This window comes from Neorhizobium sp. LjRoot104 (assembly GCF_964253725.1).
In the GTDB taxonomy this organism is placed as follows: Bacteria; Pseudomonadota; Alphaproteobacteria; order Rhizobiales; family Rhizobiaceae; genus Neorhizobium.
Genome location: NZ_CAXURS020000002.1, coordinates 670,100 through 696,694 on the forward strand (window position 1 = coordinate 670,100; position 26,595 = coordinate 696,694).

At 59.3% G+C, this 26,595-nt stretch carries 24 protein-coding genes; 13 read left to right on the top strand and 11 right to left on the bottom strand.

Going from position 1 to position 26,595, the window contains the following annotated elements; translation table 11 throughout:
- Positions 1 to 7: 7 nt before the first annotated feature.
- The 4 genes from ACSQ8R_RS25380 to ACSQ8R_RS25395 all read left to right on the top strand — a co-directional run bounded on the left by ACSQ8R_RS25380 (position 8) and on the right by ACSQ8R_RS25395 (position 5,166).
- Positions 8 to 811 (top strand): ABC transporter permease, encoded by an 804-nt coding sequence (locus ACSQ8R_RS25380; RefSeq protein ID WP_436256109.1) that lies wholly within the window; start codon positions 8 to 10, stop codon positions 809 to 811.
- On the top strand, positions 808 to 1,893 hold the full coding sequence (locus tag ACSQ8R_RS25385) for an ABC transporter ATP-binding protein (RefSeq protein WP_436256110.1): 1,086 nt from the start codon (positions 808 to 810) through the stop codon (positions 1,891 to 1,893). Before ACSQ8R_RS25380 ends, ACSQ8R_RS25385 begins: the two co-directional genes overlap by 4 nt.
- 10 nt (positions 1,894 to 1,903) lie before the next feature.
- The gene (locus ACSQ8R_RS25390; RefSeq protein ID WP_436256111.1) at positions 1,904 to 3,214 is read left to right on the top strand and encodes an MmgE/PrpD family protein; all 1,311 of its coding nucleotides are present in this window, start codon (positions 1,904 to 1,906) and stop codon (positions 3,212 to 3,214) included.
- Between the two features lie 392 nt (positions 3,215 to 3,606).
- Positions 3,607 to 5,166, top strand: a complete 1,560-nt coding sequence (locus ACSQ8R_RS25395; RefSeq protein ID WP_436256112.1) for an ABC transporter substrate-binding protein — start codon at positions 3,607 to 3,609, stop codon at positions 5,164 to 5,166.
- 78 nt (positions 5,167 to 5,244) lie between these two features.
- Here ACSQ8R_RS25395 and ACSQ8R_RS25400 read toward each other — a convergent pair whose 3' ends face one another.
- Positions 5,245 to 6,147: a LysR substrate-binding domain-containing protein gene (locus tag ACSQ8R_RS25400; RefSeq protein WP_436256113.1), complete on the bottom strand. Its 903-nt coding sequence runs from the start codon at positions 6,145 to 6,147 to the stop codon at positions 5,245 to 5,247.
- Between the two features lie 92 nt (positions 6,148 to 6,239).
- Here ACSQ8R_RS25400 and ACSQ8R_RS25405 point away from each other — a divergent pair, with 92 nt between their 5' ends.
- The 9 genes from ACSQ8R_RS25405 to ACSQ8R_RS25445 all read left to right on the top strand — a co-directional run bounded on the left by ACSQ8R_RS25405 (position 6,240) and on the right by ACSQ8R_RS25445 (position 16,357).
- Entirely contained in the window at positions 6,240 to 7,349 is a 1,110-nt protein-coding gene (locus ACSQ8R_RS25405) for an NAD(P)/FAD-dependent oxidoreductase (RefSeq protein ID WP_436256114.1), read from the top strand.
- Positions 7,330 to 7,629 (top strand): (2Fe-2S)-binding protein, encoded by a 300-nt coding sequence (locus ACSQ8R_RS25410; RefSeq protein WP_436256115.1) that lies wholly within the window; start codon positions 7,330 to 7,332, stop codon positions 7,627 to 7,629. Before ACSQ8R_RS25405 ends, ACSQ8R_RS25410 begins: the two co-directional genes overlap by 20 nt.
- Positions 7,626 to 8,999, top strand: coding sequence for an FAD-dependent oxidoreductase (locus ACSQ8R_RS25415; RefSeq protein WP_436256116.1), 1,374 nt, complete (start codon positions 7,626 to 7,628; stop codon positions 8,997 to 8,999). The genes ACSQ8R_RS25410 and ACSQ8R_RS25415 overlap by 4 nt, the downstream gene beginning before the upstream one ends.
- Positions 8,999 to 10,120 (top strand): NAD(P)/FAD-dependent oxidoreductase, encoded by a 1,122-nt coding sequence (locus tag ACSQ8R_RS25420; RefSeq protein WP_436256117.1) that lies wholly within the window; start codon positions 8,999 to 9,001, stop codon positions 10,118 to 10,120. Before ACSQ8R_RS25415 ends, ACSQ8R_RS25420 begins: the two co-directional genes overlap by 1 nt.
- Positions 10,117 to 11,058, top strand: coding sequence for an ABC transporter permease (locus ACSQ8R_RS25425; protein ID WP_436256118.1), 942 nt, complete (start codon positions 10,117 to 10,119; stop codon positions 11,056 to 11,058). Before ACSQ8R_RS25420 ends, ACSQ8R_RS25425 begins: the two co-directional genes overlap by 4 nt.
- Positions 11,055 to 11,933, top strand: coding sequence for an ABC transporter permease (locus ACSQ8R_RS25430; protein WP_436256119.1), 879 nt, complete (start codon positions 11,055 to 11,057; stop codon positions 11,931 to 11,933). The genes ACSQ8R_RS25425 and ACSQ8R_RS25430 overlap by 4 nt, the downstream gene beginning before the upstream one ends.
- Positions 11,930 to 13,801: an ABC transporter ATP-binding protein gene (locus ACSQ8R_RS25435; protein WP_436256120.1), complete on the top strand. Its 1,872-nt coding sequence runs from the start codon at positions 11,930 to 11,932 to the stop codon at positions 13,799 to 13,801. The genes ACSQ8R_RS25430 and ACSQ8R_RS25435 overlap by 4 nt, the downstream gene beginning before the upstream one ends.
- A 79-nt stretch (positions 13,802 to 13,880) precedes the next feature.
- Entirely contained in the window at positions 13,881 to 14,990 is a 1,110-nt protein-coding gene (locus ACSQ8R_RS25440) for an NAD/NADP octopine/nopaline dehydrogenase family protein (protein WP_436256121.1), read from the top strand.
- 29 nt (positions 14,991 to 15,019) lie between these two features.
- A complete protein-coding gene (locus ACSQ8R_RS25445; RefSeq protein WP_436256122.1) occupies positions 15,020 to 16,357 on the top strand; it encodes an MmgE/PrpD family protein in 1,338 nt (445 codons plus the stop codon).
- Between the two features lie 246 nt (positions 16,358 to 16,603).
- On the opposite strand, the gene ACSQ8R_RS25450 is transcribed toward ACSQ8R_RS25445, so the two are convergent.
- The 10 genes from ACSQ8R_RS25450 to ACSQ8R_RS25495 form a co-directional block, all read right to left on the bottom strand.
- Positions 16,604 to 17,395 (bottom strand): SDR family NAD(P)-dependent oxidoreductase, encoded by a 792-nt coding sequence (locus ACSQ8R_RS25450; protein WP_436256123.1) that lies wholly within the window; start codon positions 17,393 to 17,395, stop codon positions 16,604 to 16,606.
- Between the two features lie 269 nt (positions 17,396 to 17,664).
- The gene (locus ACSQ8R_RS25455; RefSeq protein ID WP_436256124.1) at positions 17,665 to 18,474 is read right to left on the bottom strand and encodes a sugar phosphate isomerase/epimerase family protein; all 810 of its coding nucleotides are present in this window, start codon (positions 18,472 to 18,474) and stop codon (positions 17,665 to 17,667) included.
- 181 nt (positions 18,475 to 18,655) lie between these two features.
- Positions 18,656 to 19,297, bottom strand: coding sequence for a 2-keto-4-pentenoate hydratase (locus ACSQ8R_RS25460; RefSeq protein WP_436256125.1), 642 nt, complete (start codon positions 19,295 to 19,297; stop codon positions 18,656 to 18,658).
- 213 nt (positions 19,298 to 19,510) lie between these two features.
- The gene (locus tag ACSQ8R_RS25465) at positions 19,511 to 20,443 is read right to left on the bottom strand and encodes a dihydrodipicolinate synthase family protein (RefSeq protein ID WP_436256126.1); all 933 of its coding nucleotides are present in this window, start codon (positions 20,441 to 20,443) and stop codon (positions 19,511 to 19,513) included.
- Between the two features lie 28 nt (positions 20,444 to 20,471).
- Positions 20,472 to 21,299, bottom strand: coding sequence for a shikimate dehydrogenase family protein (locus ACSQ8R_RS25470; protein ID WP_436256127.1), 828 nt, complete (start codon positions 21,297 to 21,299; stop codon positions 20,472 to 20,474).
- A 4-nt stretch (positions 21,300 to 21,303) separates the two neighbouring features.
- Complete coding sequence (locus ACSQ8R_RS25475) at positions 21,304 to 22,107, bottom strand: sugar phosphate isomerase/epimerase family protein (RefSeq protein ID WP_436256128.1); 804 nt, start codon at positions 22,105 to 22,107, stop codon at positions 21,304 to 21,306.
- A 75-nt stretch (positions 22,108 to 22,182) separates the two neighbouring features.
- Positions 22,183 to 23,250, bottom strand: a complete 1,068-nt coding sequence (locus tag ACSQ8R_RS25480) for an aldo/keto reductase (RefSeq protein ID WP_436256129.1) — start codon at positions 23,248 to 23,250, stop codon at positions 22,183 to 22,185.
- 241 nt (positions 23,251 to 23,491) lie between these two features.
- On the bottom strand, positions 23,492 to 24,790 hold the full coding sequence (locus tag ACSQ8R_RS25485; protein ID WP_436256130.1) for an ABC transporter substrate-binding protein: 1,299 nt from the start codon (positions 24,788 to 24,790) through the stop codon (positions 23,492 to 23,494).
- Positions 24,791 to 24,840: 50 nt separating this feature from the next.
- Positions 24,841 to 25,686: a carbohydrate ABC transporter permease gene (locus ACSQ8R_RS25490; protein WP_436256131.1), complete on the bottom strand. Its 846-nt coding sequence runs from the start codon at positions 25,684 to 25,686 to the stop codon at positions 24,841 to 24,843.
- 9 nt (positions 25,687 to 25,695) lie between these two features.
- Complete coding sequence (locus ACSQ8R_RS25495) at positions 25,696 to 26,571, bottom strand: carbohydrate ABC transporter permease (RefSeq protein ID WP_436256132.1); 876 nt, start codon at positions 26,569 to 26,571, stop codon at positions 25,696 to 25,698.
- Positions 26,572 to 26,595: the final 24 nt, after the last annotated feature.

Sequence of the window (26,595 nt, forward strand, 5' to 3'; positions counted from 1 at the left end):
GCGGACAATGAATCGAGCTTTATCCGGCCTCTATTGGCTTTCGCTGATCCTGATCCTCCTGTTCATCACGCTGCCGCTGCTTGTTGTCGTTGCCGCATCGCTGAGCCCGTCCTCGGCCGTCACCTTCGCGCCTTCGGACTGGACCTTGAAATGGTATGGCGCCCTGTGGGCGAACAAATGGCTGAACCCCTTCCTGTTGAGCCTGAAGATCGCTCTGGTCGTATCTCTCCTGAGCGGCGTACTTGGCGCGCTTGCGGCCTATGCGATCGCCTACGAGAAATGCCCCGGCAGCGCTGCGATCATGACGTTTTTGCTGTCGCCGCTGGCAGTCCCACAGATCGTCAAAGGTGTCGCGATCGTTCTCTTTCTGTCGTCGGCGGGTTTCTACATGCTGCTCGGAACGCCGGGATTGATCGCCGCGCATATCGTCCTGACGCTGCCGTTTGCAGCCCGCATGATCGCTACGTCGATCTACAATTTCGACCGGAATCTCGATCGCGCGGCGCAGATCCTTGGCGCCAGCAAGTGGCAGAGGATCAGGCACATTCTCTTTCCCCTGGTGAAGCCGGGCGTGTTCTCGGGCATGATCTTCGCGTTCATCATCTCCTTCAACAACATCCCGCTTTCGGTCTTCCTCGTGCGGCCCGGCCAGACGACGCTGCCGATAACGGTCATCAACTACATGGAATACAGCCTCGATCCCGTCCTGGCGGCGGTGAATGTTGCGTCGCTGATCTTCATTCTTGCGACGATATTCCTGTTCGAAAAACTCGGCGGTTTTTCCGCACAAATTCATGGTGGCAGTAAATGAGCGACATCGACATCGAACTCGTTTCCGTGTGCAAGACCTTTGGAGACTTTCGGGCGGTGAATGACGTCAGCCTCTCGGTTCCGAAGGGCGAATTCGTCAGCCTGCTCGGCCCCTCCGGTTGCGGCAAGACCACCACGCTGAACATGATCGCCGGTTTTCAGGAGCCGACTTCCGGCGAAATCCGGATACGTGGGAAAAGCCAGACGAAAACACCGCCGGAAAAGCGGAACATCGGCCTGGTGTTTCAGAACTACGCCCTCTTTCCGCATATGACCGTTGCCGAGAATGTCGGTTTCGGGCTGAGGATGAAAGGCGCACCGCGTGCCGAAATCGATAAGGCGGTGAAGGCTGCACTGAAGAGCGTCCATCTCGAGGGCCTCGATGCTCGATATCCGAAGGAATTGTCCGGCGGACAGCAGCAGCGCACCGCGCTTGCCCGAGCCATCGCTCCCAAACCTTCCGTACTGCTGCTGGACGAGCCCCTTTCCAACCTCGACCTCAAGCTTCGTGAGGCGATGCGCGTCGAGCTCAAGGAAATTCAGGAAAAGCTCGGAATGACCTTCGTTTATGTCACCCATGATCAGGAGGAGGCCATGGCGATGTCGGACAGGGTCGTGGTCATGGCCGGCGGCGTGATCGCCCAGCAGGGAAGGCCGGAGGCTATCTACAACAGCCCGACCACAAGCTTTGTGGCGGATTTCATCGGCAAGTCGAACATCCTGCCGGTTGCGGTCAAGCAGGCAGGCGGCGATTGCCGGGAGATCTCCATTGGTGGAACTCCCCTGTCGCTTCGGGTGGAAGGTGATGCCTCGACGCGAGCAAACGCGAAATTCTGCTGCATCCGGCCAGAGAACGTCAGGGTGATCGATAGTGGAACCCAGCCGATGCCGAATGAGAACGTTTTCGACGGCACGATCGCGAAGATCGTCAATCTGGGCGCGCATCTAGATCTCTGGGTCTCCATCGATCCGGGCATAACGATCAAGGCGCTGGTCAGATCGAACCGTAGCGGCACGCTCAAGGCCGGGCAGCCGATCACCGTTTCCATCAGCGCTAACGCGATCCGCCTTCTTGACCGGTAGGAATCGTCGAATGTCTCATCCAGGCAGCGCGCCATCGATACTGATCTCTCACCTTGGGCGTTATCGTGACGGCAACTGGGATAGCGAAGTGCTGGCGCGCACGAAACTATGCCTTCTTGACAGTCTCGCCTGCTTTTCGGCGGGTCTCAGTCTGCACCATTTTCAGCAGTCTCTCATCGGCTTCAGAAAAAGCTTTGCGCATGTATCGAGTGCAGCCGGCGCCGCCTATGTCTATGGGCAGGCCAGCAATGCGCTCGATTACGACGACACCCTGATCGGGCATCCCGGTGCGCCGATCGTCGGAGCGGTGCTGGCCATCGCAGCCGAAGAGAACTTGCCCTCAGACAGGGTCTTGAGGGGCATCGCCGGCGGGTATGAGGCTCACGCCTTCCTTTGCTCGGCTGCATTGCCCTCTCCCCAACACGCAGTGAATGTCCGGTCAGTCGGCATATGGGATACGCTCGCATCTGCGATCGGCATATTGATCGCCCGGAACGCCCACGCCGAGATGATCGAACGGGTGATCGGAGTGGCGACAGCCCATACGATCCTGCCATATACCGCCAAATGGTATGACCGGCCGGTTCCGGCCATGAAGAACAACATGGGCTGGATCGCCATGGGTGCAGTTCTCTCCGCCAATCTGGCGGAGGCGGGACAAACCGGCGTGACGAACGTGCTAGATGGAGAAAACGGAATGTGGCGGATGGCGGGGTCCGATCGCTGGATCCCTGATCCGCAACCTCTAGCCACGAAACCGGCTGTCCTTCGGGCGGGGTTCAAACGCTTTCCGGGTTGCTGGCACACCCAGCAATATCTGAAGTCGCTCTGCGACCTCCTCGAAATCGTCGAGCCTGACGATCGGGTTGAGGAGGTCATCGTTTATGGCCCCGAGGAGGTCGAGAAATTCTGCTCGTCCGTACTTGTCGGCACGGCAGATATCGCTTTCAGCCTGCCGGCCTTGTTCTCCATGCTGATTGATCGTGTAGAGCCTGGACCGCGATGGGAGACAGAGATTGCCGCCAATTTTGACGCATTTGCTTTCCGCTTCGACCATGCGGAGCAACCCGGTCTTTCTATCCGGACCGTCAGAGGCAAAATGCAGAACGCAGCGGTTGCCGTGAGCAGGGGATTTGACCTCGCTACGGGCGGTCTCGATGGCGCCGGCGTCGAAGCCAAGTTCCTGCGGCTTGCCGCCGATGACTTGCAGAATGCCGCTGAGTTTCTTCTCGATGGCGATGTCCGAATTGCGGCAGATCACGTCCCAGCCGATCTCTACGACACTTTGCGATCTACGGTTTCAGGTCTATTGAGTTCTTGATACGGCCGACTCGGCGGCAATCTGGCCGGGCCAATACCGCTACGTTGCAAATCCGTAAATCGACAACCTCATTTCCAGAATACGTCAATGCGGACGTCGAGATCCGCGCCACCACGCCGATTTTTGAATGTAACATCGGGATAGTTCTTCCAAGCCATCAACACGTGTCAACGGTGACCTGGACAGCCTGTGTGTACTGCCGAATATGGCGCTGACGTGTGGTCGGAGCCCGCTCTCTCGGCGCCGCGTGAAACGAAAAGGCCTGGGATCAGCACCCGTCAAATTCAGCCGCAGTACGATTGGTATAACCTGTTTGAATACCATTCCAAAGATAGCGACTTTGACACTTATACGCAAACGTGGCCGTATTCGCGCATAATAAGGAGGTGAACATGAACCAAAAGAATAAAACCAGAGCCGTAACCGCATTTGCAATCTCGCTGGCAGCCATGGTTATGGCGCCCCGGCTTGCAATGGCCGAGACCCTGAAAGTCGGCATGAACGCTCCTGATATATCGACCCTTGATCCCGCGCGCGCAACGGCAACCGCGGATGTCACGCTCGTGTCCTGGCTGTTCAACGGGCTTGTGCGTTTCCCGCCGGGAAGCGCGGATCCGGCGTCGATCGAGCCTGATCTGGCCGAAAGCTGGACTTCTTCGCAGGATGGGCTGGTCTGGACATTCAAACTGCGGCCCAACGTCAAGTTCCATGGGGACTACGGGACGCTGAGCTCTGAAGACGTCGTCTTTTCCCTGATGCGGGCCAAGGATCCGAAAACCTCGTCTTTCTCCAGCGATTTTGCAGGCGTGAAGTCGATCGAGACCGTCGATCCGACAACCGTCAGGATTACGTTGAACGAACCAGTTCCGGGCTTTCTCGGGCTGATCGCCAACTATCATGGCGGCAACATCATCAGCAAGAAAGCCTTCGAGAAGCTCGGAGCGGATTTCAAGAGCCGGCCGGTCGGCACCGGTCCGTTCATGTTCGATAGTGCCGTCACCCAGCAGGCGGTCAACCTGAAGGCTTTCCCCGGCTATTTCCGCGGCGCTCCCAAACTGGACGGCATCCGCTTCGACCTCATCCCGACCGACTCCAGCCGGGAACTGGCGTTCCGCTCCGGCGAACTGGATCTTATCTACGGCAAGCGGGAGCAGCGATGGGTCGACCAGGCGAAGGCATGGAGCGGTGCGGTCGTCGATATCTTCGCGCCGGGTGAATACCGTACCGTCTTTCTCAACATGACCCATCCGCCCCTGGACAATCTCAAAGTCCGCCAGGCCGTGGCGCAAGCCATCAATATCGACCAGATCGTCCAGTTCGTAGGGGCCGGCGTCGGGCCGAAGGGCTGCTCGGTCGTTCCGTCCGGCTACGTTGGGGAAGACTGTAGCTGGACCTATAAATTCGACCCGGCCGCATCGAAGAAGCTGCTCGCGGAAGCGGGTTTTGCCAAGGGTGTGAAGCTTTCGGCGGTCGTCTCGTCGAACTCGTCGCAGCTTCCCATCATGGAGGTTATCCAGGCGCAGCTCGCAGAGGCAGGGATCGACTTGCAGATGAAAGTCGTCGATCACCCGACCTATCAGGAACAGATCCGCAAGGATCTTGGCGATGTCATTTTCTACGGAGCCGCCCGTTATCCCGTTGCCGACAGTTATTTGAGCCAGTTCTACCACTCGGATGCCGCCGTCGGTAAGCCGACGGCATCCACGAATTTCTCGCACTGCAATGCGGCCGACGCCGATATTACCGCCGCAAGGCGGGCAAGCTCGGATGTTGAGCGGCTGAAGCTTTGGTCGTCCGCGCAGAAGAAAATCTTCGAGCAGGTCTGCGCGGTTCCGCTGTTCAGCCTGATGCAGGTCTGGGTTCGCAGCAAAGCCCTGGATTACGGTTATGAACTGAAAGGTTCCCTCAATCTCGCTCCGCCGATCACCGAAAAGACCGTGTTGAAACGCTAAAGCGACCAAATTCCCAAGCCTTGCCTCGACCTGAGTGCCCGCCTGACAGCGGCTCGTCTCAGGCGGGGCATTTTTCGTTCATGGCGATATCGTCGTAGTCGATGCCGCAGCATGGACGGCTTCGACAAAATCCGCGACAAGACTGCTGTGGCGGGCGCGGACTGGCCGGACGATATCATATTCGAAAGCCAGTTCCGGTTTGAACCGGCGAACGGCCACGCGATCCGCGATGATCTCCATGGAGAGAGGGTCGCCGATGGTTATGCCCAGCCCGGCGGCGACGAATTCGGCCACGTTCGGAGCCGTGGTGGCCTCGATGACGATCCGGGGACGAAGTCCGCAGTCGTTGAAAGCCGCATCGACCTTCCGGCGCATCATGCTGGTCGGCCCGAAAGCGATAAAAGGCTCTTCCGCAAGGTCGAGCGGCGTCAGCTCCTCCTTCTCGCAAAGACGATGCCCTCTAGGCAGGATGGCGACCGCCGGAGGGTTCTTCACGGCTTCCGCGACGACCGACGGGTGTTCCAGCCCGCTGATGACCAAAACCACGTCGAGCCGTCGCAGCAGCACCGCTTCGGTCAGGTATTGCGAACTTCTGGCCTCCACCGACACGAAGACGTCGGGATGGCGGACCCGGAAGAGCTTCAGCACCCGTGTAATGAAAGGGCCCGACAGGGCCGGCATGGTGCCGATGAATAGTTGGCCATGCTCTTCGCGCCGGATGGCTTCAACGGCACGTGCTAATTGATTGACGCCGCCAAAGATGCGCTCGACTTCCTCGTAGAGCCGCATTCCGCGGCCCGTCGGCACCAGCCGGCCGCTGTCGCGTTCGAACAATTGCAGCCCTGTATCGGCCTCCAGATCCTGGATGAGCTTGCTCGCGGCAGGCTGGGAAATGCGCAATATCTCGGAAGCCCGACTGACAGTCCCCGCCTCGACGACGGCCATCAGCGCCTCGAGCTGCCTCAGGCTCGGATTTCTCATCACTATAACCTCTATGAATACCGTGGCAAAATAATCGACTTTGACTTTCTACCCTTCTAACAAGATTGTGACAACAAGTAGGGAGAACCCAAGTGGATTGTGACGTCCTAGTTATCGGAGCCGGCGTGGTCGGTGCGGCTTTGGCCTATGGCCTCGCACGAAAGGGTCGGAGCGTCGTCGTTCTCGACGGCGCCGATCGTGACCTGCGCGCGGCGCGGGCGAATTTCGGCCTGGTCTGGGTGCAAGGCAAGGGGGCCGATGCGCCCGCCTATAGTGCCCTGACCAGGCAAAGCTCGGATCTCTGGCCGAGCTTCCTGAACGAGCTTTCGGACATTTCGGCCAGCCGCGTCGATTACGCGCGGCCGGGTGGTCTCGTCTACTGTTTGAGCGAGACGGAATACGCCAGTCGCCAGGCCGTCAACGAGCGTACGCACAATCAGGTAGCCCAGGCCGATACGGAAATGGTCCCGCGCGTGCAGCTTGAGCGCATGCTTCCGGCGGTGACCCTCGGCCCGGATGTCGTCGGGGCGAGCTATTGCAGGCTCGACGGACACGTAAACCCGCTGCAGCTGCTGGCAGCATTGCACCGGGCGATCGTGGCTCTGGGAGGAAAAATCCTGTTCCGCAACCCGGTCGACAGGATCGTGCCAGTTTCCGGCGGTTTTCGCGTTTCCGTCTCCGACGGAACGCTGCAGGCGCCGCGTGTCGTCGTTGCGGCGGGCCTCGCGACGCCGGGGCTGACCGAGCCACTCGGACTTGCCATACCCTTGAAGTCGGAGCGTGGGCAAATCCTTGTTACGGAACGCGTCGCACCCATCCTGCCGTTTCCCGCAAGTGGCCTCAGGCAGAGCGCCGACGGGACGGTGATGATCGGTGCGACGAACGAGAAGATCGCGGACATCGCCGTGACCGCGGCATCCGCAACCAAGCTGGCGCAAAGAGCAACACGGATTATCCCGGCGCTCGGATCCGCCCGACTGGTCAGGCAATGGGCGGGATTGCGAGTGCTGCCGCTCGACAAGACACCGATCTATGCCGAATCGAGCGATCATCCCGGTCTTTTCGCAGTGGCTTGCCACTCAGGCGTGACCCTTGCCGCGGCCCATGCCGACGTCATCGCGCCGACTGTCGCCAACGGACGTCTACCTGACGACCTGGCGCCCTTTTCCAACGGAAGATTCAATGTTCAAAAATGTGCATGACAAACCCGGCAAGGCGTCGGACATGACCGTCTTCGTCAATGGGGCGGAAATCGCCGCCTGGAATGGTGAGACGGTCGCCAGCGTGCTTTTGCGCGCGCCGGGAGCGGAAAGGCGGTCGACCGTCAGCGGCGAGCCGCGTCTGCCCTATTGCCAAATGGGTGTCTGTTTCGAATGTCTGGTGATCGTCGACGGCACGGCCTCGACGCAGGGATGTCTGGTACCCGTGGCGCCGGGAATGCGGATCGAGAGCCAGCACGGCCCACGGGAGATTTCCAAATGACTTATGATGTCGTGGTGATCGGCGCCGGGCCGGCCGGCATGTCGGCTGCAATCCAGTTGCGGAAGGCAGGTATTGTCGTTGCGGTGGTTGACGAGCAGGCCGCACCCGGAGGTCAAATCTGGCGCGGAGTCGAGCGCAATGGCGGACCGGTTTCGGCGGCACTGGGAGCCGACTACCAGAAAGGCGCCGCTCTTGTCGAAGCCTTCCGAGCCAGCGGCGCCGAGTATCTGCCGGCGACTCAGGTCTGGCAAATCGAAGAAGGATGGAACCTCTTCCTGACATCGGAGGGAAAGGCGCGCCGCATCAAGGCACGCGCGGTGCTTCTGGCGAACGGTGCACAGGAGAGGCCGGTGCCGTTTCCGGGCTGGACGCTTCCGGGCGTCATGACGGTCGGGGCCGCACAGATCCTTCTGAAATCCGGCGGCATGTTGCCGGAAGGCGAAGTGTGGATCGCTGGCGCCGGACCGCTTCCGCTGCTCTACGCAACCCAGCTTCTCGGCCTTGAAGGGCGGATCGCCGGCTTCCTCGACACGTCAAAACGGCCAGGACTGGCAGCCTTGAGCAGACTTCCTGGCGCATGGCGCGATATTCCGGGCTTGCTCAAAGGGGCTCGCTGGCTTTGGGATCTCAAGCGCAGCGGCCGGATAGTCCGCGGCTTCAGCGACCTGCACGCCGAAGGCGAGGGAAGTCTCCAGCATCTCCAGTGGCGGGCCGGCAACGAGCAGCGCCAGGTCAGGGCGGATGTATTGCTCGTACATGAAGGCGTGGTGCCGCGCATTCATGAGACGATGGCGCTCGGCTGTGTTCACGTCTGGAATCCTGCCCAGAACTATTTCTCGGCGCGATTGGACCGCTGGGGCGAAACCAGCCGGCCGGGGCTGTTCGTGGCCGGTGATGCCGGCGGGATCGGCGGCTGGCTTGCGGCGACGCTGTCGGGCGAGATCGCGGGTCTCGGAATAGCCAGATATCTTGAAATCTCTCCGGACGCCGACGATCTGCGACACCAGTCGGGGCTGGACGAGCGTCTTTCCCGCGCCCGTGCGTTGCGGCCGTTTCTCGATACGCTTTATCCGCCGCCAGCGGGGCGGGTCGCGGACGAGGTGGTTGTCTGCCGGTGCGAAGAGGTGACCGCCGGGCAGATTCGTGCGGTCGCAAAGGTCAGCGCGCCCGATCCCAATGCCGTAAAAGCCGCGACGCGCTGCGGCATGGGGCCATGCCAAGGAAGGCAATGCGGTTATACGGTGCAGGCACTCATTGCCGAGGTGCATGGCCTGCCGCTCGCCGATGTCAGCTTCTTTAACATCCGCCCGCCGCTCAAGCCCGTGACGCTTGGGGAAATCGCCGCCCTCGGCGATCTAGAGGAGGCGTGATGAACGCGGATATCCTGGTCATCGGCGGCGGTTTGCACGGGCTCTCGGCCGCCCTTCAGTCCGCAAGGCGCGGCGCGTCGGTCATCTTAGTCGAACGGCATTTTCTCGGTCGGCACGCCTCCGGTGCGACGGCGGCCGGGGTGCGCACGCTGGGACGGGACCCCGCCGAACTGCCGCTCAGCCTCGAGGCGGCCAAGATGTGGCACGAGATGGCCGAGCTGATCGGCGACGATTGCGGGTTTACCGCCTGCGGACAGTTACAGGTCGCCGAGGACGAGGCGGCGTTGGGCAAGATCGAGGCAAGGGTGAGGGCGCTCCAGTCGAAGGGTTTCATGCATGAGACCATGATCGGCCCGGACGAGATGCAAGAACTGGTGCCCGACCTTTCCTCCCACTGTCTCGGCGGTGCCTGGGTGCCGGGCGATGGTTCTGCCGACCCTCACCGGACGATCTGCGCGTTTCGCAACGCCGCGTTGCGGGCCGGCGTCGAGATCCATGAGGAATGCCTGGTCATCGGGCTGCAGCGGCGCAACGACCGATGGCAGGCCCAGACGTCGCGAGGCGTCTTCGAGGCCAGCACAATCGTCAATGCCGGTGGGGCATGGGCCGATCAGGTCGCCGCGCTGGCGGGCGAGCCGGTTTATCAGTCGATTCGCACCTCCATGATGGTCGTGACGGAGCGTACCCAGACCCGGGTCAAGCCCGTCGTCAGTTCGCTTGGAAAGAAATTGTCATTCAAGCAGACCGCCCAGGGAACTATGGTGATCGGCGGTGGATCGCAGGGCAGGCTTGCGGCTGACCGGCAGTCCGCGACCGTGGATTTCGTGGCGCTCGCCGCATCGGTCGGGGCCGCCGTCCGTCTGTTTCCGAAGACTAAGGGCCTGCGGATCGTGCGGACATGGGCCGGCATGGAAGCGATGACCCGTGATCATCTTCCCGTCATCGGGTTTTCCCGCCGGGCACCGGGCCTCATCCACGCCTTCGGGTTCTCAGGCCACGGCTTCCAGCTCGTTCCCTCGGTCGGCTGCGTGGTGGCCGATCTGGCCTGCGAGGGCCAAACCCATCATGATCTCGGTGCGTTCGATGTTGAGCGCCTCTCCAAGGAAAGGGCTGCTGCATGATCGGTTATGTGATCCGGAGACTGCTCCTGGCGATCCCCACCGTACTTGCGATGCTGACCATGGTCTTCGTCCTGGTTCGGCTCGTCCCGGGCGATGCCGCGGTCGCCATGCTGGGGGATCGGGCGAGTGCGGAAACGCTGCAGACCCTTCGGGCGCAGCTGGGTCTCGACCAGCCCGTCGCCGTTCAGTACGTGCGATTTCTGACCGACATGCTCAGCGGCGATTTCGGCCGCTCGATGACCAGCGGCCGGACGGTTCTGGAAGAGGTGGCGCTGGTGCTTCCCTACACGCTGGAACTCGCCGCCGCCGCGATGCTCATCGGCACCTGCCTCGGCATTCCGCTTGGTGTCGTTGCTGCGGTCCGACGCAACGGCTGGCCGGATTATGTCAGCCGCGTCCTGTCGCTGATCGGCCTGTCATTTCCGGGTTTCGTGTCTGGCATCCTGATGCTTCTCGCCTTTGCGGTCTGGCTGCAATGGCTGCCGGTGATGAGCCGCGCTTCCACGGATCCGATCAGCCATCTCCGGAACCTTGCGCTGCCGGCGCTCAATCTCGGGCTGATCATGACTGCTTATATCGCGCGTGTCACCCGATCCTCGATGCTGGACGTGATGGGCGAAGACTATATCCGCACCGCTCGCGCTAAAGGCGTGCGGCCGACGAAACTGATCCTGCGTCATGCGCTGGGCAACGCGCTGATCCCGATCGTGACGGTCGTGGGCCTGTATTTCGGCACGCTGATCGGCAATTCGGTGCTGACCGAGATCGTGTTCACCCGGCCAGGCCTCGGCAAACTTATCCTCGGCGCTTTGCAATCCCGCGATTATACCCTGTTGCAGGGCCTGATGGTGGTGTTTGCGACATTCGTGATCCTCGTGAATACCGCAACCGACGTCATTTACGCCCTCGTAGACCCCAGAGTGAGCTACGCATCATGACCGTTTTCGCTATTTCCTCGAGCATGCCGGAACGGCAATCGAACCCGGTGCTTGCGGCGCTGCGTCGCAACCGTTTCTCCTGGATCGGTATCGGGCTATTGGGCCTGATCGTTCTACTGGCGATCTTCGCACCGATGATTGCACCTTACGATCCGATAAAGCAGAACATTCTCCATCGCCTAAGCCCTCCTTCGTCCGACTTCTGGTTCGGAACCGACAGCTATGGCCGTGATGTCCTTTCACGCCTGCTTTATGGTGCGAGAATTTCACTTTCCATCGGGTTCCTGGCGGTGCTGATTGCCATGGTCGTGGGATCGGCCCTCGGAATGCTAGCCGGCTACATCGGCGGCGTCTTCGATCAGGTCGTGATGGGGATTGTCGATGTCATGCTTTCGTTTCCGACCCTTCTTCTTGGGCTGATGATCGCCGCCATGCTGGGCGCGAGTTTCGAAAACCTCATCATCGCGATCGCCATCACGGAAACGGCACCTTTCGCGCGCGTCGCACGGGCACCGACGATCGCCATGAAGCGCCGCGATTTCGTCGAGGCCGGCAGGTCCCTGGGCTTCACCCCGCTCAGAATCATGCGGGTGCATATCCTGCCCAATATTCTTTCAGACATCGTTGTCGTCGCGTCGTTGTGGATGGCATCGGCGATCCGAACCGAGGCCTCGCTCGCCTTCATCGGTCTCGGCGTCCTGCCCCCGACTGCGACCTGGGGCGGCATGATCCGCGAGGGTTTCGACAATATCCTGAGCGCTTGGTGGCTGGTCGTCTTCCCGTCGCTCGCAATCCTGCTGACCGTTCTCGCGCTGAACATTCTCGGTGATGCGCTGCGCGATGCGATCGACCCCAAGACGAGGAACCAGGCATGAACCTGATCGGAGACAAACCGGCATTGTATCTCGCATCAGAAAACGCGCCCATCTCCCGTCCCGCTGCGCCGGTCCTTGCGGTTCGCAACCTGACGACCTCATTTCGGGTCAATGACGGCTGGAGGACGGTGATCCGCGGCATCTCGTTCGATGTCGCCCCGCGGGAAACCGTCGCTATCGTGGGCGAGTCGGGTTCCGGCAAAAGCGTGACGTCCCTGTCGATCATGCGGCTTTTGCCACCGGCGTCCAGTCGGATCGAAGGCCAGGTGATGCTCAACGGCCGCGAACTGCTGTCGTTGCCGGAAGAGGACATGCGTCGCGTTCGCGGCAACGACATTGCGATGATCTTCCAGGAACCGATGACCTCGCTCAATCCGATCTTCCCGATCGGCAAGCAGATCGCCGAGGCGCTGACGGTCCATACCGACATCAGCAAGGCCGATGCGAAGGCGGAAGTGATCCGCCTGCTCGAAAAGGTGCGCATTCCGAATGCCTCGTCGCGGTTCGACGAATATCCGCACCAGTTCTCCGGCGGCATGCGCCAGCGCGTGATGATCGCCATGGCGCTCGCCTCCAAGCCGAAACTGCTGATCGCCGACGAACCGACCACGGCGCTCGACGTGACGATCCAGGGCCAGATCCTCGATCTCATCAAGCTCCTGCAGGAAGAGGAGGGCATGTCGGTCCTCTTCATCACCCACGACATGGGCGTCGTCGCCGAAGTCGCCGACCGAACGATCGTCATGTATCGTGGCGATGCGGTGGAAACCGGCGAAACGAGCGACATTTTCCATCGCGGAAAGCACCCGTACACGCGGTCCTTGCTGTCGGCCGTGCCGAGATTGGGCTCTATGGGCGGTCGTGATCTTCCGCTCCGCTTTCCGACCGTCGACATGACGACCGGAGAGCAAGTCCCGCTGGCCGAGGTTTCGGACACCGTTGCTCGCACGAAGCGACCGGTCCTCGAGGTGAAGGATCTGACGACTCGTTTCGACATCCGGTCCGGCCTGTTTGGCCGCAAGACCGGCGCCGTGCATGCTGTCGAGAACGTCTCGTTTGCGCTGTTCGAAGGCGAGACGCTGTCGATCGTCGGTGAATCGGGTTGTGGCAAGTCTACCACCGGCCGCTCGGTGACGCGGCTGATCACGCCGACCAGCGGCAAAGTCATGGTCGACGGGCAGGATGTCATGGGATTGAATCAGCCGGCGCTTCGAAAGATGCGTCGTTCGATCCAGATGATCTTCCAGGATCCCTATGCATCGCTCAACCCGCGCCTGAGCATCGGCGCGGCCATCATGGAACCTTTCATCCAGCATTCGATGGGCACCAAGGCGCAGGCGCGCGATAAGACGGCGATGCTGCTCGGAAGAGTAGGGCTTTCCGCGGACATGATGACGCGCTTTCCGCACGAGTTTTCGGGTGGCCAGCGCCAACGCATTGCGATCGCTCGTGCTCTGATGCTCGATCCGAAGGTGATTGTTGCCGACGAGGCGGTCTCGGCGCTCGATGTGTCGATCAAGGCGCAGGTCTGCAACCTGTTGCTCGACCTGCAGCAGAGCCTCAACCTCGCCTTCCTGTTCATTTCTCACGACATGGCGGTGGTGGAGCGCGTCAGCCACCGCGTCGCGGTCATGTATCTCGGCGAGATCGTCGAGATCGGCCCACGGGCTGCGGTCTTCGAAAATCCGCAGCACGAATATACGAGGAAGCTGATGGGGGCCGTGCCAGTTCCGGACCCGGCGCGGCGGAACATCAAACGCAACATGGTGGTCGACGAGTTGAAGAGCCCGATCCGTCCGGTCGGCTTCAATCCGCCGGCGCGTCAATATCACGAGGCCTCTCCCGGACATCTCTTCCGGGTGGATTGAGGCTTTCGGCGCCGCTGCTTTGCTAGAGTTTCTGCAGGGCGGCGCAGAGTCCGATACTAGTTTGAAAGGTGAAATGATCATGCGGGTGGGCATTGCCGGAGCTGGCGCAATTGCCATGGGATACGCGGCGTTTCTGTTGAACAACGGCCATGATGCGCGGCTTTGGTCTCCTTCTGGAAAAGGCACCACCGGACTTGCCGAGGGCAGAGCTCTGACCGTGGCCGGATCGGTTGAGGGGGATTTTCACCCGCCGACATGCGGCGGCGCGGAGGAGCTTGCGGCTTGCGACGTCATCGTCGTGGCCTTGCCGGCCTATGGCTATAGGATGGTGCTGGACAGCCTGATAGCTCATCTGGACGCGCGTCATATCGTCATCATAAGCGCGCATCTTTCGTTTGCGGCCCTTTATCTGGCCAGGAAACTGAGCGAGCGTGGCCTCCAGATCCCGATCGCGGCGTGGAATACAACGATTTTGACGGCCAAGGCGCCGTCGCCGCTAAATGTCAGGATCGGTGCGATCCGCTCGAAAGTCGACATGGCGGTGTTGCCTGCACGGTCCGCGCAAAGTGTCCACGAGACCTGCGTCGCGCTTTTCGGCGACCGGTTCCTGATCAAGGACGACCTGCTGACGATTGCGCTGAGCAACCTCAACCCGCAGAGCCATATGGCAATCGCGCTGTGCAACCTGACACGTATGGAGCACGGGGAAACCTGGGGGCAGAATTCGAATATCACGCCGGCGGTGGCGAGGCTTCTCGAGCGACTGGATCAGGAAAGGCTGGCGATCGCCTCTGCCTTCGGCAAGACGGTCCGCACCATTTTCGATCATGCGGCCCTGTCGCACGGCATATCCGGAAGTTCCGTGGCAGAGATTTACGCCAACCTCGCCGAGAACGGAAAGGACCCGGTAGGCCCGAAGGATATCAACACCCGCTACGTTCTCGAAGACGTGCCCTTCGGCCTCGTGCCCACCCTGCAGCTTGCACGGATGTGCGGTGTGAAGGCGGTACTGCACGAGAGCGGCATCGAACTTCTTGGTGCCTGCTACGGCAGAGATTTCGCGACCGACAACGACATTCTTCGCGAACTTGGTCCGCTGGACAAAGACGGGTTGATAAGACACGTCACGGAGGGATATCCGGTCAACGCTCCAGCCGGCGACATTGAGAACAGGGCGGTGGCGACGTGACCGATCGATACTCCGACGGGAAAGAAGACTTGAATGATCTTGGAATGCTGGGCCGCGTCGTGTCCTATGTGGAGGCGGCGCGACGGATATCGGCCAGCGACCGTGCGCGCGAGGCCGTCTTCAGATGCATTATCGATCTCCTGGGCGCCGCGGCAGCTGGCGTAAACCAGCCCGGCGTGCGGGCCGTCCGGAGCACGGCTCTGGCAACCATGGGGGCCGGCGGCGTGCCCATCTGGTTTTCCGGCGCTTCCAGCACGACCATCGGCGCTGCCTGGGCAAACAGTGCCGCGGCCTCTGCCTTGGACCTCGATGACGGCCACCGGCTGGCGCGCGGTCATCCGGGTGCTGCCGTCATACCAGCGGCCTTTGCCGTGGCCGCCAACACCGGGGCGTCGCTCGACGAGATCATCAACGCGATCGTCATCGGTTATGAAGTCGGCGTTGCGATCGGGGCCGCACGTACATCCTACGGCAATACCGGAACCTGGTCCGCCTATGCGGTCGCCGCGACGGCGGCCGCCCTGCGCCGTACCCCTTCCGACATATTGGCGCATGCCCTGGCGATTGCCGGAGAAAGCGCACCCAACCAGTTGTTCGCCAGTGCGCCGACACCGCGGCTGCCGGCTCCCGAGGGCAGCGATGTCAAGGAGGGAATACCGTGGTCGGTCGTCACGGGTTTGATCGCATTGAACCTTGCTGAAGCGGGACATACCGGGCCACGCAACATTCTGGACAGTGTCCGTCACTACCGGTTTGCCGAGGATTTTCGTCTCGGCGCGGACCCGCATATCTGCAAGGCCTATTTCAAGCTCTACGCCTGCTGCCGCCATATTCATGCGCCACTCGATGCGATGCTTCAGGTGATTGAGCAGAACGCAATCGATGTAAGCACCATCGACCTCATGGAGGTGGAGACCACGAACGGAGCATTGCGCATCTCAAACCGGACGAGACCAGTAAATATCATAGACGTGCAATACAGTATTCCGTACTGCCTGGCGCTCGCGGCCCTTTCCGGGCCGCAGGTCCTGTTGCCGCTGATGCCGGATGCTCTGGGGCAGGAGGGCGTGGTTAAGCTGGCGGAGAAGGTGAACCCGTCGCTCAACATGGATTTCGACGCAAGGTTTCCGGCCGAAACCCCGGCGCGCGTCTCGATCATTGCGGACGGCCGACGTTTCGTGTCCGAGGTCACCACGCCCAAAGGGGAGGCAAGCAACCCATTGTCATGGGACGAACTCGAAGCCAAATTCCGTGCTGCGACCCGGATGGTTTTGAGCGCCGCCCGACAGGAGGACGTCCTGAAAAGGATAAGGACGGCTCGGGCCGGCGATATGTCGGCTCTGATGACCAGCCTTGTATCCAGTTGAAGCTGTTTATTGCGAGTGGCATTTCTTAGATGCCGTTCTTCACCACACCCAGCCAGAATTTCCTAGAATCTGTACCGAAAACGAGCTGTTTGCTGGCGGCAAGAGCCGCAGTAATCTGACGATAGAGTCCAAGCTGCGATTGCCCGTGGGACCGGCAAGCTCCTTCTGCAATCCGGTCGCCGACAGGCCGCCGTCGAGCCTGGAGCAGAAATCACAGCCAGGCCCCGGCTGGATCGATCGCGCCGACTATGGCTTTGAGCTTGGGCGCCCAGGGATATGGCTTAGAATTGACTTTGAGAAGCCGCCGTCGACGCAGAGGTCTTGTCCGGTTATGTAACTTGCAAGTGGGCTTATCAGGAACTCGATTGCATTGGCAATGTCTCTTGGATCGCCGATTCTCGAGAGTGGGATCAGATCCTCTCTTGCCCGCTTGATCGCCGGATCGGCGTACATCTTTGCAGACATTGGGGTATGGGTCATTCCCGGAGAGACAATATTTGAGCGAATGCCATCTGGCGCCCATTCCAAGGCGAGGGTTTGAGCAAGCATGGTTAGCGCCGCTTTGGTTGGACTATAGGCACCTGATCCCGCATGGGGCACTTGTCCCGACATTGAAGATGTGAAGCATGCCGCACCTCGGCTCTGCTTCAGATGCGGGTAGCAATGTTTGGCCAGAAGCCATGCCCCGCGGAGGTTGATCTCGAACATCCTGTCCCATTCGGCAACCGACAGATCACAAATTTTTCCCGGGCTTGCTACGCCGGCATTGGCAACCAAAGCGTCTAGACCACCGAATTCCGATGCCGCCGCCTCTACGAGGCGCGGGGCCACATCGACGTCGCTCAAGTCGCCGGACAGCGCAATAGCATCGCCTCCCAGCGCGCGCACCGAATGTGCAACTTCCTCCTGCGGTTCGGATGAACCAAGACCGCACACGGCGATCTGTGCACGCTCGCCTCTTGAGGCCGCGGCTTCGGCGATCCGGATACAAACCGCCGCGCCTATTCCTCGACTTCCGCCACTGACCAAAACTCTCATAATACTTCTCCTTTTGGACGTCAGGGGATAATATGGAATTTGATTCCAAACCGCAATGTAATTCTAAAATATATCGCGTCCTGAGATCTGTTGATAGCGTCAACACCTGAGCGCAATGTCGCTGTAGCTATGTGTGGGTCCCATGCGCTTTTGCACGGGGATGCGCTCTAAGGTTCTCGCCACCAAGGTGATACGCAGGCAAAGTTTACTCAATCACAGACGTCGCGTACAAATTCGCGCCACGGAGGGTGATTGCGATACGGGGTTCATCAATCAATTCTCCAGCCTCTTTTTTTGAGCGCCTCCAGTCCTTTGTTAATCTCCAACAGTGGTTCTTCTTCGCGAATGATCTCGAGAACGACGCTGTCGATACTGAAGACTGAATCGACGGCGCGTCCCAGACCCTCAAAATCTATGATCCCTGTGCCGATAGGATCGTGGCCCCACACGTCCGTACCCGTATCCGAGATATGCACGAGACCTATGTGCGAGTGATGCGATCGAAGACTGGCTATCGGATCCTCGCCGATATAGGCCGCGTTTGCGACGTCATAGACGATGCTTAGATTTTCGCTTTTGATCTCCTCGACGACATCGACCAGTTCACCGATCGTCGGCCTGAAACAATATGGGGTATTCTCCATGAGTAACCGCACGCCGGCTTGCTTCGCAACCGGCAGAAGCACGTCAAGACTTTCAGATAACCAGCCAAGGGTTTGCGGGATGGTGGGGGAAATCATCGGGCGCCGCGTTCCTGGAGAGATTACAACGTCTGTAACTCCCCAATCGACCGCGAGCTGGATAACATCTTTGATATGATCCGAGCTTTTGCGCCTCATATTGGCGCCGGGGCTGGCGAGGTTGATATCGTATCCGCCAGCATTCAGCGACCTGACGCTCGCCCCATGGTCCTGCAGCTGCTTCCTCGCATCCGACCGCGATCTTGTCGACATCTCGTCCGGCCAGCAGTGCGGGGAACTCACGGGAACTTCAAATACAGTAAAGCCGTGTCGGGTAAGGTCAGACATCGCCTCCACCGCGGTGGACTTCCAAAGATAGGAAAAAGTGTTAATAATCATTCGTGTCTCCCTGTCGCCTTAGGCGAAATCTGAGCTGTGTTGATCGGCGCATTGCTCCGGCATTGCCGACCGACGGCCGCAAGTCGAGATTTGGTTGATCGAGGGCCTCGAATGGTTCGTTCGTTTGGACCTGCGATCAGCTGCATCTTCAGACTCCTTCTTTGACAAGTTTGGCTAGACCCTACGACAGCGCGAAATTCAGTACGGCGTCCTCGCCCAGTTGGACGGATACGTCGCCCGGGTCGGTGACTTCGAGGGCACCACAGAGGCTTCCTGTCGTGATGATCGAGCCTGCTCTGAGCGCTGCGGCAGGCCTTGATCGATTGTTCGCGTAATCGCAGAGCCAGGTAAGCGGGTCTCTCGTCGGATGCTGCGCAGCAGCGTCGAAGGCGACTTGGCCGTTGAGCCAAATCTTGAGGGGGAAATTCGAACCAGGCTGAAGGACTGCTAAAGGTAGGGCCGGCCCTCTTACGTAGCCCGCGTTTCCAAGGCGGTCTGCCAGAAAGGCCAGGAAGGAAACGCTGCCGCCTTCCGAAACGCCGCTCCAAACCAGTTCAGCGCCAAGGTAAGCTTCGGAAATCGCGGCCTCGATGTCGGCCCGCTCATAGGGCCTATCCGCCCGAACAGGAAGATCCTGGCGGAGCTTCACGGCAATTTCTACCTCGATTTTCATACCCCTTTGCCAGGCAATTACCGCATCGGAAGGATTGTCCAAGTATGGATGAAGCGGAGCGGCTACCGGGTCGCCGCCTGGCGATCTGGCGACCTTCCAAGCCTGGACGTCTGCTCCTTCAAGCTTCGACAACTGGCTCTGAACCTCCATTGCATCCTCAAGCGCTAGGGGCACTGATGCGAGCTGGCCTGTCAGAACCTGGCTTCCGTCACGACGGAGGCTGCGTAGTTGATGAGCCAATGCAATTACGTCAGGTGTGGCTAGCATAGAAATCATGTCTGCCTCTTGTAAGGTCATCTAGACGGGGCGGCGGCGCGCCCGGCGGATCTGCTGTTCAGTAGCAAATCCGACGGTCACTGCTCACTAGGAGGCCTGCTTGATCCGCTCGCGAAACCTCGCCGTCCCTTGCTGAATATGGTCCATGAGATCCATGACTGCCCAGTGCCGTTCGGCGATGTCATAATCTGTGACACGAGAGTGGATGCTCTCAAACGTGCCAAGGCGCTTGTGCCAGACCTTGGCAAAGCCCGGATAGCCCATCGGCTCAGCCATCGCTGCTAGCGCCAGGAAGATTTCAAGTTCGCGGCGAAGATCGCTGTCTTCAGAAGCGTGCCTGTAGAGCCAAGCGTACAGGTCGGGGTGGATGTTGGTGAACACGCCGGAGAAGCCTTTCGAACCAGCGCGCATAGCGGCGGCTGCGATGGCTGCATTGGCGTTGACGATCGCGAAGCCGGAATCGCCGGAGAGCGCGACGCGTCGCTTGACCGTTTCGAGATCGCAGGAGACATCCTTCAGCGTTGCGAAGCGGCCGGTGTCGCGGCATAGCTTGAACTCGTCATCGCTCAAGAGGCGGCGATAGGGAGCCGGGCATTCGTACAGACCGAGGGGCAGGTCGCCCGGAAGCCAGCTCAAGATCGCGTCGAGGCTGGAACGAAATGCTTCGGTTCCTTCATTCCTTATGTCGAGCCTGTTGCTGACTAGGACAAGCGCGTCGATCCCTGTCTCGGCCATCGCAACCAGTTCGGCCCGCTGGTCATCGCGGCTCTCGCTAATATGTCCTGATGAGATGACCGGCACGCGCCCGGCAGCTAACGAGACCACCTTTTTGGAAAGCTCAATTCGCTCTTCCAGTGACAATTTCTGCATCTCGCTCGACTGGCAGACGGCGAAGAGGGTATCTGCGCCATTGACGATATACCATTCCACAAGTCGCTCGAGGCCTTCCCAATCGATCCGGTTGTCCGGCGTGAAAGGGGTAAGCATGACGGGGACAATACCCTGGGCTTGGATCTTCATGATGTAATCTTTCGCTCTTTCTGGATTGTTAAAGCGGAGTTCCTGCCGGCAAACCCGCGGCAAAACCTGCCATCAGGCGTATCTGGGCAAGCAGCATGTCATTCCCGTCAGACACTGTTGCACCGGCTGCCCTAGCAGCGCGCAATAGTGCCGTCTCTCCGCTTAAGCTTGCGATATCGGCGACGAGCATCTCGGGCCGTATCGCGGCAGCCGGCATAGGAAATATGCTGTCTCCCTTGACGCCAATCGGCGATGCGTTGATGACGATATCGTAGTCCCAACCTGCCGATCCATCGACCGCGACTGCGCATTCTTCACCACGCAAGGTGTTCACTATAGCCGCAGTGAAGGCGACGGATTCAGCCGACAGATCCATGAGATCGATCTTCCCGACACCTTCTTCAGCAAGCGCGAAGGCGATAGTGCGGCCAGCTCCACCCGCTCCGACAATCAGCACACGGGCGCCGCGCAGTCGCGATTTCGTCTCTCCAAGACCTTCAACAAAGCCCACGCCATCAAAAAGCGCGCCGTTCATCCCGCCGTCCTCTCCGCGCTGGACGCAGTTGACGGCGCCTACCGCCTTTGCTGTCGGCGTGAGCGTCGAGCACTTCTTGGCCGCCGCGACTTTGTGGGGGATCGTGGTGCTGATACCGCAGAGGTTGGGAATGGCAGAGAAGATATCCCACGCTGCCGCGAAATGTTCGGCGGTTATCAGGAATGGCACTGCGTAGATGTTAACGTCAGCGGCCGCAAAGATCGGGTTGATAAGCCGCGGCGTTTGTACCTGGTGTATTGGGTTGCCAAACACAGCGTAGACACGCGAGTTGCCGTCGAGGTTGGGAATATTCGCACGCATGATTTCATTCCACGCTGAATAGGCTACGGCAGCGATCGATCGCGATGTCCATCACCTCCGCCGGGTCGCGAGACCACCAGTCGGTGGAGAAGATTTCCACCTCAACCGCTCCCTTGTATCCGGCACGTCGCACCATCGAGTAGATGCCGCGCAGATCTATGATTCCATCTCCCATCATGCCTCGATCGGTCAGGAGATGTCGCGTAGGGATGAGCCAGTCGTTGACATGAAAACCAAGAAGCGAGCCTGCGTCGCCCGCACGTTGGATCTCGGCTGGCAGTCGCTCGTCCCACCAGCAATGATAGACATCGACGACCACTCCGATCCCCGGTCCTAGTGCTTCGCACAGAGAATTTGCATGAGACAAACTGGAGATGACGCTGCGGTCGCCGGTGACCATAGGATGAAGTGGCTCAATGGCGAGCTTCATTCCAATTTTTCGTGCGCTGTCGAGGACTTTGCCGATTGAATCCTCAATTCGTCGTCTTGCTGAACCGAGATCCTTTTCATTGTCTCGCAAGCCTCCGGTAAACAGGAAGACATGATCGGCCTCAAATCTGGCAGCCCGTTCGAGCTCCGCCTCAGCGTAATCATAAGAATCCACATTCAACGGCCCAATGCGGTTGTATCCTGAGACCGTCAGTCCGAAATCGCGCAAAACAGAGAGAGCGTCATTTTCGCCAACCTTGGTGATTTCGTCTCCCCATATGGAAACAGTCTCCAATCCTCGCTCCACGCAGAGCCGAAGGAAAGTCAACATATCTGCTCTCTCGCGCACTGTAGCGTGGTTGATGACGATGTTGGTCATCGGTTCCTCTTGGTTTTGAGTATTAATAGTTCTCGGACTGTGGCGGGGTCGCAGGGAAGGTGGCAGGATCGCGTCTCAGGCAACCTTGCCCGCGTGACGACGAACTTCGGGCGCGAGCCACGGAGAAACGTAGCCACGGTCGGCTTCTTCGACGAGTGCTCCCGGCGGAACAAGTTCGTCAATCCGGTCAAGCGTCGCTGGCTGAAGAACTGCCTCAAAGCCCGCTTCCATGCCCTTGAACTGCTCAAGGGTGCGAGGCCCGAGGATCACGGACGTCACGGCAGCGTGCGCAAGTGGGAAAGCCTGAGCCATGTGCATGAGAGACAAACCTGCCTCCGTCGCCACGCGCTCAAGTTCTGGAAGCAGTTCCAGCTTTCGCCTGTTACCCTCGCGCTGCATGTCGAAACGGGTTTGCAGGATCGGGTAGTGCTGTCCCCACTGCCCTTTTACGCGCTCGGCCCTTGATCCTGATGGCGCTGAGCCATCGGACTTGTACTTGCCGGTTAACCAGCCGCCATTCAGTGGGCTCCAAGCGGTGAAACCCATGCGGTAGTGTTGAACGGCGGGGAGGGTCTCCCTCTCCACGACCCGTTGAAAAATCGAGTAGGGCGAGCTTTCATTGATAAATCGCGCCGTCTTGTTCAATCGGCTTACGGATTGTGTCTCTGCCAGGTACCAACTCGGCAATGTCGAGCAGCCGATGTACCGAACCTTGCCCTGGGCCACCAGGTCGTTGAGAACGCTGAGTGTTTCATCGAGATCGGTCTGAAGGTCGGGCCGATGCATTTGGTAGAGATCGATGTGATCGGTGTTCAGTCTTCGCAGGCTGTTTTCGACCTGTTTCATGATCCAGTAGCGCGACGCGCCTTGTTCGTTGCGTCCCTCACCGGCGGCCAGGCGGAATTTGGTTGCGAGCACGACTTTGTCCCGACGGCCTACAATGGCTTTGCCGACGATCTCTTCGGCCTCCCCATGCGAATAAGTGTCAGCAGTGTCGATAAAGTTGATTCCGCGGTCCAATGCGCAGTGCACGATGTTTATGCACTCACCTTCGTCAGTATTCCCATCCGACCCGTAGCTCATGGTTCCCAGCATGTATTCGCTGACCTGAACTCCAGTTCTCCCAAGGTAACGATATCTCATAGCTGATGACTTCCTATCAGTTTGAATGTGGCTGGTTGGCCCGTGGTTCGCTCACGATCTGAGATCGTATGGCACAACAATACCCGTCGGCCCTCCAGCCGTACTTGACCGGGAACTAGGTCCGCCAAACCACGAATACTGGCGGTGATATTTTGACGACGTCCGCAGATGGTCATCTCGGAAAGAGCTGGATGGCGGAGACTGACCCTTCCATCCAGCATCTTGCCATAAGGGGGCCGGTTTACTGCGCTTTCGCGAGCGCCGCACCATACCGTTCGATCAGCTCATCGTAGGCGTCTGCCGGCGATCCGTCTTTCAGGATCATTCTTTGGAAAGCTTCGCCCAGGATGGTGTGATACGTGGAGAGGATGGGGGTGTAGGTCACAGTTTGACCACGCTGGGCTACCAGGTCAGCCCACTTCTTCTGGTCCTTACCAGCGTCGCTCTGGAAGTATGGCGCGGTGTAAGCTGACTTACGCGAGACAACTTCGCCGCCCTCGGCTGCGAAAGCCTGCGCCTCCGGAGACACCATGAACTTCACGAAGGTCCAAGCGGCATCTGGATTGCCGGTCTTCTTGTTGATCGCGATGTTGTAGCTGTAGACCGTCTGTTTGTCGGTTGCCGTATATCCTGGTGCCGGAGCCCAGGCCAGATCATCACCACCGCCTTGCTGCTGCACCGTCTTATAGCGATAAACGCCAAACACTGCCGTCGCGGCACTGCCGGACCGGAGCGCGTCGTGCAACTCGTTGAATCCCATCTGCGCGCTGCGCAGCGGGGTCACCTTGCACTTCGTGTAGAAGTCCTTGATCGTTTGCGCCGCCTTGATGAACGACTCCTTTGAGAAGGCGATCTTGCCTTCAGGGGTGAAATATTCACCGCCGTTTCCAGGCAGCATCGTACTCAGGAAGAATTCTCCAAGGCTCTGGGCACCGCCGAGCCCGCCTGTCGCTCCGAGCGGAACGGCGAACGTGATCGTATCCGATTGGCCGAACTTGGCGCCTAGCGCGCACACTTCATCCCAGGTCGTCGGCGGCTTGACCCCGGCCTTCTCCAACATGCTCTTGCGATAGAAGAGGATTGGAATACGGAAATCCTGGGGGAGGGCATAAAGCTTTCCGGCAACCTTTGTGCTTGACAGCGGCAGGAGCCAATCCTCGTCCGCAACGCCTTCCTTCTTCACCAGATCGTCGAGCTGGAGAAGATTTCCCGTGGCGGCGAATTCGGAAACCGCAAAGCCGACGACGCGGATCACGTCTGGTGTCTGGGCGCCCGACTTGATGGCGCGTGCCGCGGCCCCCCCGGTCGGATCGACTAGAAGTTTGACCGTGATGTTAGGGTTTTTTGCCTGAAATGCTTCGATCATCTTCGTCTGAGCGGCAGACCTGGGATCCTTCGAATTGTTTGGATCCAGGAACGTCTGGTAGATGATTTCCGTGCTCTGGGCAAAGGCTTGCGGAGCAAGAAAAGTCACGGCGGCGGTACTAATTCCAAGCGCCGCCACCGCTTTGATGAGTTGGCGTTTTGATGTGATTTGCATGTGTCTTCCTCCCAGGTTGAACAAAGTGTGTGGATGTTTTGTGTACGTCATCAGCCTTTGACGGCGCCTGCCGTGAGGCCGGAGATGAACCACTTCTGAACGAAGCCGAACATGAGGATAACCGGTGATGATGCCACCATCACAAAGGCCATCATGTAGGACCACGAAATGCCGACAGCGTCGAAAACCTGATTGACAAGAGCGACCTGCAGGGTCCGTTTTGCTACCTCGGGCGCGAAAACTGCCACCGTGATGTAGTCGTTCCAGGTCGTCACAATGCCGATCGTCGCGACGGCCGCTATACCTGGACGTATCAGTGGTAAGATCAGAGCCCAGATAATTTGGAACCGGGAGGCGCCGTCAATCATGGCGGAATCCTCGATCTCAATTGGAACGGCTTCGACGAAATTCGCGATAAACCAGACGGTCTGGGGGATAATCCGCGCGCAGAGGATGATCGTCACCACGATACCGCTGTTGAGCAAACCAACCGTTTCCAGCAAGTAATATGTGGGAACCAGCAACGCGACCCCTGGCACCATCGAGGTCCCAAGTATCACCAGCATCAAAGTTCGTTTACCTTTGAAAGAAAAGCGCGCAGCGGCATAACCTCCGGGAATTCCAACGAGGAGAGCTATGATTACGGCACCGACGGAGTAAGCGACAGAGTTCCAAAGGTCGGTCAAGAAAGCCGGGTCATGGAAGACCTTGGTGTAGTTCTCCAGAGTGGGTGAATTTGGCCATAGAGTCGGGGGCACAACCACCGCTTCTACTTCCGTCTTAAAAGATGTCGCAAAGGCCCAAAGCACCGGCCCGAGAACGATGATCCCGATAACGAGGGATCCCAGGATCGCGGGCATCTGTCCGCTTGTGCGATTCGAGAGAGCGCTACTCATATTAGAATCCTATCCGGTAACGCGGCCGGTTAGCCGGGTGTAAAGAGCACCAAGGGCGACATTGATAATGAGGACGACGATCGATACGACAGCAGTCGGCCCAATGTTGACCGCCTGAACGGTCCCACGGAAAGCTTCGAAACTCAGCGTGGTCGTTGATCCCAGTGGTCCCCCGCCTGTCATGACAATGATCAATGTCATCAAGGTCAGGTACATGATTGAGAGCGTCAGCGCCGTGCTGCCCAAGGTGGGGAGAATTTCAGTGAGCGTGACGTAACGGAACTTCACAAACGCACCACCTCCATCGATCTCTACCGCTTCGTAGAGTTCTTTCGGAATGGACTGCATGGCTGCTGTCGCCATCACCATGACATATGGGAAGGACCACCAAGCTGTGACGATGATGATGAGGGGCAAGGCCATTCCTGGATCCCCCAACATCAGTCCGGGATCGATACCCAGCTTTTGGATCACGTAGGGTATAGGCCCAAACGAGGGGTTGAGGAGCCAGAGCCAGATGCTGCCGACGACCGACATGGACAGCGTCCAGGGAAAAAGGATGAAAACACGCAGCGCGGATCCTGTAACGCCCGCCCGGTTCAACACCAGCGCCGAGGTCATTCCAAGGATTATGGCACCGGCTAGCGATCCCCCGACATAGGTCAGGGAAATTACCGTCGTGTCCCAGAACTCGGATGAGCTTAGAACTTCGATGTAATTGGCGAGACCATTGAAGCCAACGAGATCGTAGTATTTCGTTTTCTGGAAGCTCAGCCAGAACACGAAGATCGTCGGATAGAGCGTCACAAGAAACAGGATCAGGATAGCGGGGGTAAACCACAGAAATGGAGCCCAGCTAAAGCGGTTTACGTTGTCAGCGTCCACGACGTCGCTCGCCAAGTGTCTTGC

Excerpts from the sequence above, each read along its gene's own strand:
- ACSQ8R_RS25380 (WP_436256109.1), top strand. The coding sequence starts at position 8 with ATGAATCGAGCTTTATCCGGCCTCTATTGGCTTTCGCTGATCCTGATC.
- ACSQ8R_RS25385 (WP_436256110.1), top strand. The coding sequence starts at position 808 with ATGAGCGACATCGACATCGAACTCGTTTCCGTGTGCAAGACCTTTGGA.
- ACSQ8R_RS25390 (WP_436256111.1), top strand. The coding sequence starts at position 1,904 with ATGTCTCATCCAGGCAGCGCGCCATCGATACTGATCTCTCACCTTGGG.
- ACSQ8R_RS25395 (WP_436256112.1), top strand. The coding sequence starts at position 3,607 with ATGAACCAAAAGAATAAAACCAGAGCCGTAACCGCATTTGCAATCTCG.
- ACSQ8R_RS25400 (WP_436256113.1), bottom strand. The coding sequence starts at position 6,147 with ATGAGAAATCCGAGCCTGAGGCAGCTCGAGGCGCTGATGGCCGTCGTC.
- ACSQ8R_RS25410 (WP_436256115.1), top strand. The coding sequence starts at position 7,330 with ATGTTCAAAAATGTGCATGACAAACCCGGCAAGGCGTCGGACATGACC.
- ACSQ8R_RS25415 (WP_436256116.1), top strand. The coding sequence starts at position 7,626 with ATGACTTATGATGTCGTGGTGATCGGCGCCGGGCCGGCCGGCATGTCG.
- ACSQ8R_RS25420 (WP_436256117.1), top strand. The coding sequence starts at position 8,999 with ATGAACGCGGATATCCTGGTCATCGGCGGCGGTTTGCACGGGCTCTCG.
- ACSQ8R_RS25425 (WP_436256118.1), top strand. The coding sequence starts at position 10,117 with ATGATCGGTTATGTGATCCGGAGACTGCTCCTGGCGATCCCCACCGTA.
- ACSQ8R_RS25430 (WP_436256119.1), top strand. The coding sequence starts at position 11,055 with ATGACCGTTTTCGCTATTTCCTCGAGCATGCCGGAACGGCAATCGAAC.
- ACSQ8R_RS25435 (WP_436256120.1), top strand. The coding sequence starts at position 11,930 with ATGAACCTGATCGGAGACAAACCGGCATTGTATCTCGCATCAGAAAAC.
- ACSQ8R_RS25440 (WP_436256121.1), top strand. The coding sequence starts at position 13,881 with ATGCGGGTGGGCATTGCCGGAGCTGGCGCAATTGCCATGGGATACGCG.
- ACSQ8R_RS25450 (WP_436256123.1), bottom strand. The coding sequence starts at position 17,395 with ATGAGAGTTTTGGTCAGTGGCGGAAGTCGAGGAATAGGCGCGGCGGTT.
- ACSQ8R_RS25455 (WP_436256124.1), bottom strand. The coding sequence starts at position 18,474 with ATGATTATTAACACTTTTTCCTATCTTTGGAAGTCCACCGCGGTGGAG.
- ACSQ8R_RS25460 (WP_436256125.1), bottom strand. The coding sequence starts at position 19,297 with ATGGAGGTTCAGAGCCAGTTGTCGAAGCTTGAAGGAGCAGACGTCCAG.
- ACSQ8R_RS25465 (WP_436256126.1), bottom strand. The coding sequence starts at position 20,443 with ATGAAGATCCAAGCCCAGGGTATTGTCCCCGTCATGCTTACCCCTTTC.
- ACSQ8R_RS25470 (WP_436256127.1), bottom strand. The coding sequence starts at position 21,299 with ATGCGTGCGAATATTCCCAACCTCGACGGCAACTCGCGTGTCTACGCT.
- ACSQ8R_RS25475 (WP_436256128.1), bottom strand. The coding sequence starts at position 22,107 with ATGACCAACATCGTCATCAACCACGCTACAGTGCGCGAGAGAGCAGAT.
- ACSQ8R_RS25480 (WP_436256129.1), bottom strand. The coding sequence starts at position 23,250 with ATGAGATATCGTTACCTTGGGAGAACTGGAGTTCAGGTCAGCGAATAC.
- ACSQ8R_RS25485 (WP_436256130.1), bottom strand. The coding sequence starts at position 24,790 with ATGCAAATCACATCAAAACGCCAACTCATCAAAGCGGTGGCGGCGCTT.
- ACSQ8R_RS25490 (WP_436256131.1), bottom strand. The coding sequence starts at position 25,686 with ATGAGTAGCGCTCTCTCGAATCGCACAAGCGGACAGATGCCCGCGATC.